This window comes from Bacillus sp. S2(2024), from assembly GCF_050474045.1.
In the GTDB taxonomy this organism is placed as follows: domain Bacteria; phylum Bacillota; class Bacilli; order Bacillales; family Bacillaceae_G; genus Bacillus_A; species Bacillus_A yunxiaonensis.
The window spans coordinates 3,929,529-3,943,895 of the sequence record NZ_JBFLUS010000003.1; the positions used below are offsets into that span (position 1 = coordinate 3,929,529).

At 38.3% G+C, this 14,367-nt stretch carries 15 protein-coding genes; 6 read left to right on the forward strand and 9 right to left on the reverse strand.

Annotated elements, in window-relative coordinates; translation table 11 throughout:
* Window positions 1-76: 76 nt before the first annotated feature.
* The 4 genes from AB1284_RS19965 to AB1284_RS19980 all read right to left on the reverse strand — a co-directional run bounded on the left by AB1284_RS19965 (window position 77) and on the right by AB1284_RS19980 (window position 3,517).
* Window positions 77-1,429, reverse strand: coding sequence for a sensor histidine kinase (locus tag AB1284_RS19965; RefSeq protein ID WP_429753319.1), 1,353 nt, complete (start codon window positions 1,427-1,429; stop codon window positions 77-79).
* Entirely contained in the window at window positions 1,426-2,100 is a 675-nt protein-coding gene (locus tag AB1284_RS19970; RefSeq protein WP_429753318.1) for a response regulator transcription factor, read from the reverse strand. Before AB1284_RS19970 ends, AB1284_RS19965 begins: the two co-directional genes overlap by 4 nt.
* Before the next feature lie 494 nt (window positions 2,101-2,594).
* Window positions 2,595-3,152: a superoxide dismutase family protein gene (locus AB1284_RS19975; RefSeq protein ID WP_429753317.1), complete on the reverse strand. Its 558-nt coding sequence runs from the start codon at window positions 3,150-3,152 to the stop codon at window positions 2,595-2,597.
* Window positions 3,153-3,340: 188 nt separating this feature from the next.
* A complete protein-coding gene (locus AB1284_RS19980) occupies window positions 3,341-3,517 on the reverse strand; it encodes a hypothetical protein (protein ID WP_429753316.1) in 177 nt (58 codons plus the stop codon).
* 126 nt (window positions 3,518-3,643) lie between these two features.
* Between AB1284_RS19980 and AB1284_RS19985 the strand changes: the two genes are divergently transcribed.
* A complete protein-coding gene (locus AB1284_RS19985) occupies window positions 3,644-4,027 on the forward strand; it encodes a kinase-associated lipoprotein B (protein WP_429753315.1) in 384 nt (127 codons plus the stop codon).
* Between the two features lie 59 nt (window positions 4,028-4,086).
* Here the strand turns inward: AB1284_RS19985 and kapD are convergent, their stop codons facing one another.
* Window positions 4,087-4,710 (reverse strand): 3'-5' exonuclease KapD, encoded by a 624-nt coding sequence (gene kapD, locus AB1284_RS19990; RefSeq protein WP_429753314.1) that lies wholly within the window; start codon window positions 4,708-4,710, stop codon window positions 4,087-4,089.
* 329 nt (window positions 4,711-5,039) lie between these two features.
* Here kapD and AB1284_RS19995 point away from each other — a divergent pair, with 329 nt between their 5' ends.
* Window positions 5,040-6,365 carry an ArsB/NhaD family transporter gene (locus AB1284_RS19995; protein ID WP_429753313.1) on the forward strand — a complete coding sequence of 442 codons (1,326 nt, stop codon included), beginning with the start codon at window positions 5,040-5,042 and terminating at the stop codon, window positions 6,363-6,365.
* 55 nt (window positions 6,366-6,420) lie between these two features.
* Here the strand turns inward: AB1284_RS19995 and AB1284_RS20000 are convergent, their stop codons facing one another.
* On the reverse strand, window positions 6,421-6,909 hold the full coding sequence (locus AB1284_RS20000; RefSeq protein WP_429753312.1) for a hypothetical protein: 489 nt from the start codon (window positions 6,907-6,909) through the stop codon (window positions 6,421-6,423).
* 142 nt (window positions 6,910-7,051) lie between these two features.
* On the opposite strand from AB1284_RS20000, the gene AB1284_RS20005 reads away from it, so the two are divergent.
* Window positions 7,052-7,735 carry a DNA alkylation repair protein gene (locus tag AB1284_RS20005; protein WP_429753311.1) on the forward strand — a complete coding sequence of 228 codons (684 nt, stop codon included), beginning with the start codon at window positions 7,052-7,054 and terminating at the stop codon, window positions 7,733-7,735.
* A gap of 400 nt (window positions 7,736-8,135) precedes the next feature.
* Window positions 8,136-9,512, forward strand: coding sequence for a glycine--tRNA ligase (locus tag AB1284_RS20010; protein WP_429753310.1), 1,377 nt, complete (start codon window positions 8,136-8,138; stop codon window positions 9,510-9,512).
* 98 nt (window positions 9,513-9,610) lie between these two features.
* Here AB1284_RS20010 and AB1284_RS20015 read toward each other — a convergent pair whose 3' ends face one another.
* A complete protein-coding gene (locus AB1284_RS20015; protein ID WP_429753309.1) occupies window positions 9,611-9,988 on the reverse strand; it encodes a hotdog fold thioesterase in 378 nt (125 codons plus the stop codon).
* Window positions 9,989-10,082: 94 nt separating this feature from the next.
* Here AB1284_RS20015 and AB1284_RS20020 point away from each other — a divergent pair, with 94 nt between their 5' ends.
* On the forward strand, window positions 10,083-10,826 hold the full coding sequence (locus AB1284_RS20020) for a DUF3298 and DUF4163 domain-containing protein (protein WP_429753308.1): 744 nt from the start codon (window positions 10,083-10,085) through the stop codon (window positions 10,824-10,826).
* 50 nt (window positions 10,827-10,876) lie between these two features.
* The gene (locus tag AB1284_RS20025; protein ID WP_429753307.1) at window positions 10,877-11,470 is read left to right on the forward strand and encodes a biotin transporter BioY; all 594 of its coding nucleotides are present in this window, start codon (window positions 10,877-10,879) and stop codon (window positions 11,468-11,470) included.
* Between the two features lie 40 nt (window positions 11,471-11,510).
* Here AB1284_RS20025 and galU read toward each other — a convergent pair whose 3' ends face one another.
* Window positions 11,511-12,395, reverse strand: coding sequence for a UTP--glucose-1-phosphate uridylyltransferase GalU (galU, locus tag AB1284_RS20030; protein ID WP_429753306.1), 885 nt, complete (start codon window positions 12,393-12,395; stop codon window positions 11,511-11,513).
* Window positions 12,396-12,588: 193 nt separating this feature from the next.
* Window positions 12,589-14,313: a phospho-sugar mutase gene (locus AB1284_RS20035; RefSeq protein ID WP_429753305.1), complete on the reverse strand. Its 1,725-nt coding sequence runs from the start codon at window positions 14,311-14,313 to the stop codon at window positions 12,589-12,591.
* Window positions 14,314-14,367 lie beyond the last annotated feature (54 nt).

A 14,367-nucleotide genomic window follows, 5' to 3' on the forward strand; every position in this document is an offset into this window, starting at 1 on the left:
AATGATGGTGGGGTCTAGTTTAAATTTCGTTTAACTTTTGCCAGGCGAGCTAATACATGTACAGTGCTTATTTCGTTTACAGTCCAACTTTTTCATATAAATAAATGCGAGTGCCGTTCGTAGAACTTGTTATTTTCCATTCAAGATTCATTTCTTGGAGCATCAATGAAACAATTGATAAGCCGATCCCTGCTCCTTTTTCACTGGAGATGCTATCCATTCCAAGCCCTTTGTCCTCAATAACAATAGCAGTTCTTCCATCTAACTCTTCCAAACTTACACCAACATACCCTCCAGCTTTTGCGTGTCTAACAACGTTCTGGAATAGATTATCTAATATACGGGTAAACCAGTGCGGATCAACATTCCACATTAAAGCTTTTTCTGACAAACGAACCTCTACTTCAAATTCTTCCTTTTCAAATACAGGAAACCACCCTGCAGCGGAAGTTCGCGTTAATCGGATAATATCTGTCCTCTTCTGTTGCAAAGTATATTTCCCCGCGGATAATAACGTGTAGGAAAGAAGGTTTTCGAGCAATTGGCTAAGAGCATCTACCTTTCTTTCAATCAAATAAAGCGATTCCCTCCCTTTAGGAGACAAAGTTTCCTTTTGCAATGAATAAGCATGTCCACGGATGGTGGTGAGCGGTGTCCGTAAATCGTGTGATATATTAGCAATCCATTGTTTACGAAGAGCTTCCTCCTCCAGTTCACGTTTTCTACTGTTTGTCAACTCGTCAATCATATGATTGAATGCCGACCCTAGCTGCGCGATTTCATCCTTTTTACGAACGAGAATTTTCTTAGGAATGCCGTTCTTATCGACTTCGGCCATTGCGGTTTGTAGTTGAACGAGACGCCTGCGAATTTTCGAGAAAAATACCCAAGATGCAATTAGAAAAATTGCAAAGACAAGCACACCATATACTAACAAAAACTTATCATCGATGACGGACACACTGGGTGGTTGTGTAACAAAAAGAGGGACTTGAAAAACCATAAAGCCTTGGCTCTGGTCGCCGCCAATGAAAGCGATAATTGTGAACAGGTCATTATCAACATTTTTCTTCATAAACTTAGTGCTTTCCTGAAACGTCCATTGGTCAGGTATACTCTTTTTTTCGGGAATTTTGAGCTGCGTTTTGCCTGCGGCATCAACCCAGAACATTGTCGCCATTAAATACCGTTCTTTTAACGAACGGAGTTGTTTGTTCACTTGATCCAGGGGTGCCCCGTCCAACTTTGCCGCCTCATCATTCCACATTTGTTCCAACTTTTTTGTATCCATATACTTGACCTTTTGTTGCATATCCTTGTCTAGTGTATATTTCGGCAAGTAATAAAGAGGTAAAACAAACGGCCATAAAACGAGCGCAGTTGTAATGATCAACAAATATCTAGCTAACAGCGAATGTCGGAATTTCATTGTTTCACCCTGTATCCAATACCGCGAATTGTTTCAATTATTTGTGGCTGACTTGGCTCCTGCTCTATTTTTTCGCGTAAATGGCGGATATGTACCATTAAGGTTTTATCTCCTTCGATATATGGATTTCCCCATACAGCCTCATAAATTTGTTCTTTTGTTAAGATTTGGTTTGGATGACGGAGTAAATAGGTGAAAATTTGAAACTGCTTAGCCGTAAGTATGACATCATTATTCGATCTGGAATCCACAATGCGGTTCTCATTCAAATAAATGCGGAGATGTGATAGTACAATGAGCGCGGAGCATATCTTATCAAACCGTCTGAGAAGCACTTCCACCCGTGCCGCGAGTTCATCGGGGTGAAAAGGCTTTGTCATATAATCATCTGCAAACTGCAGCCCCTGCAACTTATCATCTATCGATGATCTGGCGGATAGCATTAAAATGGGGGTCTTGGGAAATTCCTTTTTCAACCGCTGTCCAACTGAAAAGCCATCCAATCCTGGAAGCATAATATCAAGAATTACTAGGTCGATTTCCGCCATATGTTCAATGGCACCTTCACCTGAAGTAATCCAAGTTACCTGATAGCCCCGTTCGAATAAATCTTCACATACCCAAGCACCAATTTCCTTATTGTCCTCAATATATAGAAGCTTCTTTTTCATGTAATCCCCTTTCTTTATCTCCCGCCTATCTTCTATAGAAAAGCGGAAGCGGCTCGCCCAGAATCGCAGGACGCCCGCGCTCAAGGCAGAGAGGCGCTTTTTGCCTCGTCCGAGGAGGCGAAACGACCGGAGATTCTAGCCGCTAGAGCTGGACAACGCTTCTCTTTCAATCTTGAGGTGGGGCCCTACTGCTCGTGAATAGCGGGATAAAATGGAAATGTTGTATATTGATAGGTTATATGAATACAAACTGAGGTATCAAGTAGTAAAACAAATATTTTCAGGTGATAAAGTGAAACTTCCATGTTCGTTCTTCGACGGCTGCTTGTCGTCGTGAAATTGTCCGCCGTTGCTTTAGCGAATGTCGCACGCAAATATGAGTTCTTTGTGCCCGCATCCAAGAACTTGTATCAACGATTTTGACATCAAAATATATAAAGGCTGCCGAGACTTTCACGGCAGCCTTTAAACGTTCAGTTTTCCGAACGTTTTCTTTATTTCCCTTTTTCTTTTTCCTTTTTTATATCCGAAGCTTTTTTCACAATCACACCGCATGCAATTCGTTTTCCTGAATTTCCAGTCGGTTGTGTCATCCCGTCATCTGCATTTTCTGTAATAATAAGTGATGCACCGTCTTTTCTGTGCATCGTTGTTTTCCCTTCTTTTAAAGACACTTGCGGCGCAGTAATATCCGCCTTAATCTTTCCCTGACCATCTGCAATTACATTCGGTAAGTCTCCGTTTTCAGACCCTTTCGGATGTAATAATCCATGCTTCTTTTTTTTCTCGAGATTAAAATGATTTCCAGAAGAAGCAAAGTCCGGTGCTTTGCATTCACCTATTTCATGAATATGTACTCCGTGTGCACCAGGCGTAAATCCTTCTGCTTTAATAGAAATCTTTACACCGCTTGTCTGCTGAGTGACCTTAGCTGTTCCAACTTTATCTCCAGAAGCATTGTAAAGCTTCACTTCTATTTCTGTCGGTTTCCCTTTCGCACATCCAGCAAAGAGAACAGCTGCGAAACATCCCAATACGAGTTGCTTTTTCATCCGTATTCCCTCCAAACTCATTCTGTTCTTATATTGTCCGAGCCTAGAAGGAAACATACAAAAGCAACTTATCCCGCTCTAACAGTCGGTAAGGTGCTTAGCTACGAAGTAATGACAAACCGTCTGTAAGAACCCGATTGGTGAGGGCTAACCTTTTGGAGAAAAACGCTCCAAAAGGAAGTTTCACTTTACCGCTTCTCTTGTCCCATGATACGTTTTTCCATCTCTTTCAAGTTCTTTGCTTCTCGTTCTGATGATTTAATAAACATACGCCACGTAGCAACTGCTCCGATAAGAAATAGTACACATACAATAGCAGGTATAATATATTCTGTCTTGTCTTCTGGAAAGTATAAAGGCATCATAAATCTTCACTCCTTTGTTCATTCCTCTTATACAACCGATTATACAGAACTTTCAGTCAAAACAAAACTTCCTTCTCCTTTGACTCCTTCTCTTTCATTGCTTACTATGAGAAAGAGGTGAAAAACATGAATGAAACATTCCAAATTGGTGATGTCGTAACAGGCATTTACAAAACGGGTAAGTACATTGGCGAAATTACAAATGTTCGTCCACAACATTATCTTGTAAAAGTGCTCGCAGTTGTAAAACATCCAATGCAAGGCGACCTACATAATGTAAAACAAGCTGACGTTCCCTTTTTCCATGAACGCCGCGCCTTAGCATTTCGTGAACAAACAAATATCCCGCAGCAAATGGTCAAGCACTATGAAGGTGAAGTGCCTGATTATAAAGAATCGCTTCAAAAAGCATTAACAGAACAAATGCGACAATTACAAGAAGACGACTCTCCATTTGCAGAGCGAAGCTTACAAATGCTAGAACAATTAAAGCATGATTATCAATTGTAAGATTAGTAGCGCTAAACAAACAAAACAGCCAAATTACAATTATAATTGTAATTTGGCTGTTATTGTGCACTTACCTTTTTTAATACTTTCGAAAAGTCTACAAGCTCGCCAAGTGTTGGAGGAGCTGGTTTTACTAAGTATTGCTTATCTTTCTCAACAAGTTTAAAAATGTTATATGTCGTCATCGCATCATCTAACGCACAGTGATGCTTACCTGTACCAACCTTTCCATACGCTTCAATAGCTTTCCATAATCCAGTTTGGTTGCGGTCCCCAAAAAAACGCTTATACTCTAATGATAAATCACGGCACTGCCCCGCAAATGGATACGGAATATGCGCTACTTCGCAATTATGTTTCAGCACTCTCATATCCATATTTCCCCACGTCACAACTGTTGTACTGCAACGTTTATCATAGTTTGCTAGCTTTTCAACAAGTGTTGCAAATGAAATCCCATCGTCCACTGCTTTTTGCTGAATTCCTAAAAACTTTTTACACCGATCTGTTAACGTTGAAAAAGTTTCCGGTTTTACATAAGAAGAATACGTATCAACTACAACATGATTTACAACCGAGACAATTCCTACTTCAATAATTTCCGGAAAAAATCCTTTTGGCTTTTTTCGATTCTGAGGCATCGTGAACTCAAAATCTAAAAATAATAATTGTTGTTCATCCATACGATCCCTTCCTTATAAATTCTTCCATATTCATCCATTATATCACAACAAATAACCACGAACACTTTACATACATGAATCCTGATTGCGAAAGAGGCAGCGTCCATAAAAGCCCGAGTGGTTCAATAAGATGTATCTTATATATATGTCAAATAGCAGCAAATATTTTCAAAAACAAGAAAATAGCTCAATTCATTTGTGCAGAAAATATGACAAAATAAACGCTTTCGTTTACATCTTACATTTTTCTACTTTATAATGGCTTTAATTGTGTTTATTACAGAGTTGTATCAAATAATAAGAATAACTACTGAGAGGAGATGGGATTTTTGCACGAAACAACACAAGAAATTGCAAACTGGCAATACTATTTTGCAATTGCTGTCTTTTTAGTTACATATGCCATCATCATTTCTGAAAAAATTAACCGTGCTGTCATCGCGCTACTTGGTGCAGCCTTAATGGTAATTGTAGGAGTTGTTGATTTACATAACGCTTTTACGAAGCATATTGAATGGGGAACGATTACCTTACTCATTGGTATGATGATTTTAGTTAACATTACGAGTAAATCAGGGGTCTTTCAATATGTTGCGATTAAATCGGCTAAGAAAGCGAAAGGAAATCCAATTCGGATTTTAATTATTCTTTCTTTACTAACTGCAGTTGGCTCCGCTTTTTTAGACAACGTAACAACTGTTCTTCTCGTTGTACCAGTTACACTCTCTATCACACGTATTTTACAAGTAAATCCTGTTCCGTATTTACTATCAGAAATTATTTTCTCAAATATCGGTGGAACAGCTACACTTATCGGTGACCCTCCAAATATTATGATTGGTTCTGCAAATAAACATTTAGACTTTAATACTTTCTTAGTGAACTTAGCTCCGATTGTGGTCATCATTATTGCAGTGACAGCAGTTATGCTGTATTTCATGTACAGAAAACAATTAGTCGCTGATCCAATCCAAATTAAAAAGTTAATGAGCCTAGATGAAAAGCAGTACATTAAAGATCCAGTACTTATGAAAAAATCACTAACTGTACTGGGGCTTACAATCATCGGATTCATGACACATTCTATTTTTCACGTTGATGCAGCGATTATCGCCTTAACAGGAGCAACGGTATTAATGTTAATCGGTGTAAAAGAGCATGAAATTGAAGATGTATTTGCTAATGTAGAATGGGTTACAATTTTCTTCTTTGCTGGCTTATTCGTACTTGTTGGCGGTCTTATCGATATTGGTTTAATTAAATCGTTAGCACAGCAAGTATTAAATATAACTGGCGGTGACATTTCCTTCGCTGCTGTACTTATTTTATGGGTATCTGGCATCGCTTCTGCAACGATTGATAATATCCCATTCGTTGCAACAATGATTCCACTTATTAATGATATGGCAATTGGACTCGGCTTAACACCATCTGATGCACAGGTCGACGTACTCTGGTGGGCACTTGCACTTGGTGCTTGTTTAGGAGGAAACGGCACATTAATCGGGGCATCCGCAAACGTAATCGTTGCAGGCATTGCAAACCGCGAAGGACATAGCTTTAGCTATATGGAGTTCTTAAAGGTCGGCTTCCCAATTACAATTGTTTCATTAATCATTTCGAACATTTATATTTATTTACGTTACTTAATGTAAATATGGAGCTGGATAAGAAAAACGGAAGGAAACCCCTTCCGTTTTTTTCTTATCCTCAATACCTCGGTTCATTATTTCGAATTACAAATAAGTGAATCGGAAGAAAAATAGAACATGTAATAACGTGTAGCACCGTAAATAGTACTGCATTTGTTGTGTATCTTTCTAATAGTAAATATACGATATAAATACCTAACACAATCAATAGGACTGAAGATATGGTATACAAAAATGGAATCCATCTGATAATACAGCAGGCAACATACACACCAAATAACTTCCACCCGGATTGAGGCTCCATAAATTGCGGTAATTTCTTTCCAATTAAATCTCCCCATATTTTACAATTTAAAAATGGAATAAACGCAAAGAAGGCATCTTCCAATCCATCAGCTTTTGCCATGTTATACAGCGCGAATGCTGTTAATAAATAAGCAACTACAACCCAGACTAAAAAGATAATAACAAAAATAAGTCCTAACGCTAAAAAACCGGCTATAATCCCATCATTCGCTGTCCCACTTATTACAACTTGATCCCCCATCTCAATACCCCCTTTTAACTTAGTTCCGTTCTTTTTCTATATATTCGTAACGGAAAGTATTAAGAAGCGGATAAAAAAATTTTTATCTTTTCCAAAAAACGTTACAATTAAATAAAAAATAAGAATAAGGAGGAGTGAACATATGCATCCTTTCACCGAAAGCTTACAAAAACATTTCGAAGCACACCGCAATCGCGAAAAAGCAGAATCAATGGAACGTTATTTGAAAAATCACTTTCCATTTCTCGGGATTCAAACGCCAGAGCGAAAACAGTTATTTCGTGAAGTACTACAAAACAATGAAGCACCAAAAGTAGCAGACCTTCCTGTCATTCTTCATGAACTATGGGCATTGCCAGAACGAGAGTTTCAAATGCTCGCTTTAACTCTATTAGATAAATATCGCAAACATTTAAATGAAACGCATTTACCACTCTTAGAAGAACTCATTACTACAAAATCATGGTGGGATTCTGTGGATATGCTTGCAAGTCATTTTGTCGGCCTCATCTTGGCGGCGCATCCGCATTTAATCGAATCATATGTGCAAAAGTGGATGACTTCTAACAATATGTGGCTGCAACGAACATGCCTTTTATTCCAGCTTAAGTATAAAGAAAAAACGGATACGGAACTCCTCTTCTCTTTAATTGAACAACTCAGTCACTCTAAAGAATTTTTCATTCAAAAATCAATTGGCTGGGTACTTCGTGAATACGCAAAAACAAATCCGCAAGCTGTATGGGAATTCGTACAAACACATCATCTTGCACCGCTTAGTAAACGGGAAGGTATTAAACATATTAAAGAAGTATTCCAGCAGTAAGTTTTGGGCTATACTACATAACAGACAGTGCATATACTACACTAAACACGTCTCTCTATTGTGAATTAGAAAAGAACATGATAAAATATGGTCATCTATTTTTTAAATATGGTAGCGATGAAGGACAAATAAGTACTTGCAAAAACGAAGCGATTCAGGGATGGTGAAAGCCTGAAACTGCAAGGAAAAAGGCAGTCCCGAGCAATACAATATAAAGTGGACATACAATTTTGTGTGTCAACTAGGGTGGAACCGCGGGCAAACGCTCGTCCCTAGGCTAAATAAGCCTTGGGATGAGCGTTTTTTTGTATTTAAAAGCGGTCCGTCCCCAGTTATCACTTCTGCAAGTACTACTCTATCCTTCATCGTCAATACGTTACCTTTCAAGGAGGAATGGAAAATGGCTTCAATGGAACAAATTGTAAACTTAGCAAAACATCGTGGTTTTGTTTTCCCGGGTTCTGAAATTTACGGCGGTCTTGCAAATACTTGGGATTATGGTCCACTTGGTATCGAATTAAAAAACAACGTGAAAAAAGCTTGGTGGAAAAAATTCATTCAAGAATCTCCGTATAACGTAGGTTTAGACGCGGCAATTTTAATGAACCCAAAAACTTGGATAGCATCTGGTCACGTTGGTAACTTTAACGACCCAATGATCGACTGTAAAAAATGTAAAGCGCGCCACCGTGCTGACAAATTAATTGAAGATGCTTTAGATGCAAAAGGTATCGAAATGATTGTTGACGGTCTTACTTTCGATCAAATGGCTGGATTAATGAAAGAACACGAAGTAAAATGCCCAGATTGCGGCAGCGAAGACTTCACTGAAATTCGTCAGTTTAACTTAATGTTTAAAACATTCCAAGGTGTTACAGAATCTAGCACAAACGAAATTTTCCTTCGTCCTGAAACAGCACAAGGTATTTTCGTAAACTTCAAAAACGTTCAACGCTCTATGCGTAAAAAGCTTCCATTTGGTATCGGCCAAATCGGTAAAAGTTTCCGTAACGAAATTACACCTGGTAACTTCACATTCCGTACGCGTGAGTTTGAACAAATGGAACTTGAATTCTTCTGCAAACCTGGCGACGATTTAGAATGGTTCACATTTTGGCGCAACACTTGTAAAAACTGGCTTCTTACACTTGGTATGAACGAAGAAAGTATGCGTCTTCGCGACCACGGTGAGGAAGAATTATCTCATTACAGTAACGCAACAACTGATATCGAATTTAGATTCCCATTTGGCTGGGGCGAACTTTGGGGCATCGCGTCTCGTACGGACTTTGACTTAAACCGTCATATGGAGCATTCTACTGAAGACTTTAACTACGTAGACCCACAAACAAATGAGCGTTACGTACCATACTGCATCGAGCCATCTCTTGGCGCAGACCGCGTAACATTAGCATTCTTATGTGATGCATACGAAGAAGAGCAATTAGAAAACGATTCTCGTACAGTTCTTCGTTTCCACCCAGCATTAGCACCATTTAAAGCAGCAATCCTGCCGCTTTCTAAAAAGCTATCTGAAGGTGCTGGGGAAGTGTTCGCAGAACTTGCAAAAGACTTCATGGTAGACTTCGATGAAACAGGTTCTATCGGTAAACGTTACCGCCGTCAAGACGAAATCGGTACACCATTCTGTATCACTTATGACTTCGACTCTGTTGAAGACAAAGCAGTTACAGTACGTGACCGTGACACAATGGAACAAGTACGTATGCCAATTAGCGAATTAAAAGGCTTCTTAGAGAAGAAAATCCAGTTTTAATAAAAAAAACGATTGCTTGAAGCAGTCGTTTTTTTATCTTCTCAATATAAATGCAGCAAAAAAAAAGAAAAAACGATTGCCTATATCGGCAATCGTTTTTATCGTTTCTCTTTCACCGCAACTGTACATCTTGAAATACAAATTAAAGTATTGTCTTCATCAATAATTCGAATATCCCACACCATTGTCGACTTTCCTTTATGAAGTGGTGTTCCGATTGCTGTTACAATTCCGTCTCGTTTTGAATGCAAATGATTTGCATTAATTTCAAGGCCAAAGCACAGATATTTATCTTGATCAATTAAATTATATGTCCCAATACTTGCAACTGTTTCTGCTACAGCCAGAGATGCTCCTCCGTGTAAAAAACCAAGTGGCTGATGCGTACTTCCATGTACCGGCATTGTCGCTACAACCTTCTCCTCTGTCACTTCTAATAATTCAATACCTAATGCTTCCATTAATGTTTTAGGCATACGACTATCCCCTTTCGAATTACCAAAAAATGCATAATATTATCTATTTCTTTTCAAACTATCAGTGAGTCTATAATACATGGAGGTACATTTCATGAAGAAACTATTATATATTATATTATTTTTTTGCTTCTCTATCGCTATTGTACCAAAAAGTGCAATAGCAGCCCAACCATCTAACCTTACAATTAAAGTTCATACTATGACCCAAAAAGGTAAAAAACCTTATTTTGAATATCAACTCAATTATCCACAATTTCATAATATTCCAGATGAACAATTTCAAAAAAAATTAAATACATATTATGAAAAAAGCACAAACCAGTTTAAAAAGAAATTAGAAAAAGATGCGAAAACATATTATGAACAATCAAAAGAGACAGATGCTCCATTCCATCCATACATCGCGAATGTTGACTACAAAGTAGGATTAAATAAGTTTCCATTACTCAGTCTATATGTAAATCGCTATCAATATACGGGCGGCGCTCATGGCATGTACGAATGGAAAGCAAATACATTCGATCTAGAGAAAAACAAACCGCTTCGCTTAGCAGATTTATTTCAAGAAGATGGTCAATATGAAACAATCATTAAGACAGAAATCGTTAGACAAATTGAACAAAATAAGGAAAACTTCTTCCCTGATGCTGCCGAGAAAGTAATGAGCGAAAAAAAACTGAAATACGTTTTAGAACAAAACCATCTCATGATTTACTTTCCGCTGTACGAAATTGCACCGTATGTAAGCGGCATTCCACAATTCCGTATTCCTTATACGCTGCTTCGTGAAGTATTAAAGCCAAGGTATCAAAATATTCTAATTGACAATGCATAGATACATTCAGTACGATAATGTTAACTACAAAACAACAGGAGGTTAACATTATGAACAAACTTCGTGCATCTGACTTAGCCTTAGCCGCAATGTTTGTCGCACTTATGGCGATCGGTGCAAACATTACATCTTGGGCACCATTTCTACAAGTTGCTGGTGTTCCGCTTTCTATGCAACCGTTCTTTGCTATTTTAGCTGGTCTCCTTCTTGGAAGCAGAATCGGAGCCTTATCTATGATTGTTTATGCACTAGTTGGAATTGCAGGAGCACCTATATTTGCTGGCTTTCAAGCTGGATTTAGTACCCTATTGAGCCCAACTGGCGGATTTATTTTTGCTTTCATTATTGTTGCCTATGTAACAGGCAAAATCGTTGAACAGGTCAAAAATCCAAAATTCGGTACATTTGCTACTGCTTCTGCTGTCGGAATCATTCTTGTCTATATTATTGGAACAACTTATATGTACTTAGCTATAAATAACTGGGTAGGCGGTCATATTAGCTACGCAGCTGCTTGGAAAATTATGATGTGGTTTGCTGTAAAAGATATCGCCTTCACTGCACTTGGAGCAATGGTTGCACCGCGCATTTATTATGCTGTGCGCCGCTCAGCTTATCAGCATTCGCATTCTACAATATCTTAAAAAAATCCCTTAGCCAAATATGGCTAAGGGATTTTCTATCTTATAATTCTTTTGTTTGTTCTTCTAGAATCTTTCTCATCATCTCAAGCATATCATCTTTTAACTCATGATGCTGAAGCGCCATTTCAATCGTTGTCTGTACGAATCCTAATTTTTCTCCAACGTCATAACGCTTTCCTTCGAAATCATATGCAAATACACGCTGAATTTCATTTAATCGTTGAATAGCATCCGTTAATTGAATTTCGCCGCCCGCTCCAATTTGCTGCTCTTCTAGGAACATAAAAATTTCTGGCGTTAACACGTAACGTCCCATAATCGCTAAATTAGATGGTGCCGTTCCTTGTACAGGTTTCTCAACGAATTGTCTTACTTGATAACGACGTCCTTCTTGCTCAAGTGGATCAATAATACCATAGCGATGTGTTTCCTGCTCTGGAACTGTTTGCACACCAATTACAGAAGAAAGTGTTTTTTCATATTCATCCATTAATTGACGTAAACATGGTTTTTCAGCTTGTACAATATCATCACCTAATAATACTGCAAACGGCTCATCACCGATAAATTTACGTGCACACCATACCGCATGTCCAAGTCCTTTTGGTTCTTTTTGACGAATATAGTGGATATCAACCATTTTAGAAGAAGCTTGTACTTTTTCAAGCAATTCATATTTCTTCTTCTCTAATAAGTTTTGTTCAAGTTCAAACGCGTTATCGAAATGATCTTCGATTGCACGTTTCCCTTTCCCCGTAACAATAATAATATCTTCAATACCAGATTTAACAGCTTCTTCTACAATATATTGAATCGTTGGTTTATCAACGATCGGGAGCATTTCTTTCGGCATCGCTTTTGTTGCTGGTAAAAAGCGTGTTCCTAAACCAGCTGCAGGAATAATCGCTTTTCTTACTTTTTTCATGTAAGGTAACCTCTTTTCTATTTTATTTCCTCATACATCTCTTTCTATTATATATGTACATGTTCTAATAGTCCTATAAAAAATTTGTCATTCCAAGCATAAAAATCCATCAATTAAACCACTTTCTTTTCTAGGAACGAAAAGAGGAGATCGTATATATCCGCTCTCCTCTCACTTATTTACTTCTATTTTATCACAGAAGATTCATAACAGCTTCTTTAATCGCTGCTAGCTTTTCTTCACTATGTTGCAAGGAATCACTCTTTACACCAAAATAGAACTTAATTTTCGGCTCTGTTCCAGATGGGCGTAGGCAGAACCAAGAACCATCACCAAGCTGGTATTTTAATACGTTTGATTTCGGTAAGTGAATTTCTGTTACATGACCATCTTTCAGAGATGTTGCCTTGCTTGCTTTGTAATCTTCTACCGCTGTTACTGTAATACCAGCTACTTCTTTCGGTGCACTTTCACGGAATGATGTCATCATCTGTTGAATCTTCTCCGCACCGTCTTTTCCTTTTAACGTAAGCGATACAAGATCCTCACGGAAATAACCATACTTGCCAAACACCTCTAATAAACCATCATACAGTGTTTTTTCTTGCGATTTATAGTATGCCGCTACTTCACAAGCAAAGAGCACAGATTGAACTGCATCTTTATCGCGGCAGAATGGACGAATTAAATATCCGTAACTTTCTTCATATCCGAACTGGAACTCATATTGTCCGCTTTCTTCGTATTGTCTAATTTTTTCACCAATAAATTTAAAACCTGTTAATGTATCAACTGTATCTAAACCATATGCTTCTGCAATTGTACGACCAATTTCAGAAGTTACAATTGTTTTTAACACAACGCCGTTACTTGGTAATGTTCCATTCTTTTTCTTTTGCGATAATAAATAATCAAGCATTAATGCACCTGTTTGGTTTCCAGTTAACACTTGATATTCACCGTTATGATCACGAACAGCAACACCAAGACGGTCTGCATCTGGATCTGTGGCAATTAATACATCTGCATCTGTTTCTAAACCGTAGCGAATCGCAAGTTCAAATGCCGCATGCTCTTCTGGGTTTGGTGATTTTACTGTAGAGAAGTTTGGATCTGGTAATTCTTGTTCTTTTACAACCGTTACATTCGTAAAGCCCGCTTCCTCTAATCCACGGCGCGCTGGAATATTTGACGTTCCATGAAGCGGTGAGAATACAATTTTTAAATCTTTGCCAACTTCTTGTACAAGCTCTTTGTTAATGATAACAGTTTGTAACTGCTTGGCATACGCATCATCAACTTCTTTTCCAATTATTTGCAATAAGCCATCTACCTTTAATTGTTCCACATCCGCAACTGTTACTGTTAACTCATCTTCTACTGCATTAACATAATCGATAAGCTCATCAGCTTCTTTCGGTGGAAGCTGCCCGCCATCTTCTCCGTATACTTTATATCCATTATACTCAGGAGGATTATGACTTGCTGTAAGAACGATCCCACTTACTGTATGTAAATAACGCACTGCAAATGATAGCTCTGGCGTTGGACGCAAGCTTTCAAATACATATGTTTTAATACCGTGTGCACCAAGTGTTGCTGCAACTTCCATTGCGAACTCAGGAGATTTATGACGAGAATCATAAGCAACGACAACACCGCGTCTTTTCGCTTCTTCCCCTTGCTTAGCAATAAAGCGCGCTAGTCCTTCTGTCGCTTTACGAACTGTATATACATTCAGGCGATTTGTACCAGCACCAATTTCTCCGCGCATACCGCCTGTACCAAACTCTAAGTTTTTATAGAAGCTGTCTTCTATTTTCTTTTCATCTTGCCGCATCGCTTCTAGCTGTTCCTTTAGTTCTGCATCTAAATTTGCAAATGACATCCAGCGACTATATTCTTGTTTCCAATCCACGTTGTCCTCTCCCCTCGATTAACATACTCCCATTATATGAAAAAAACTACACCA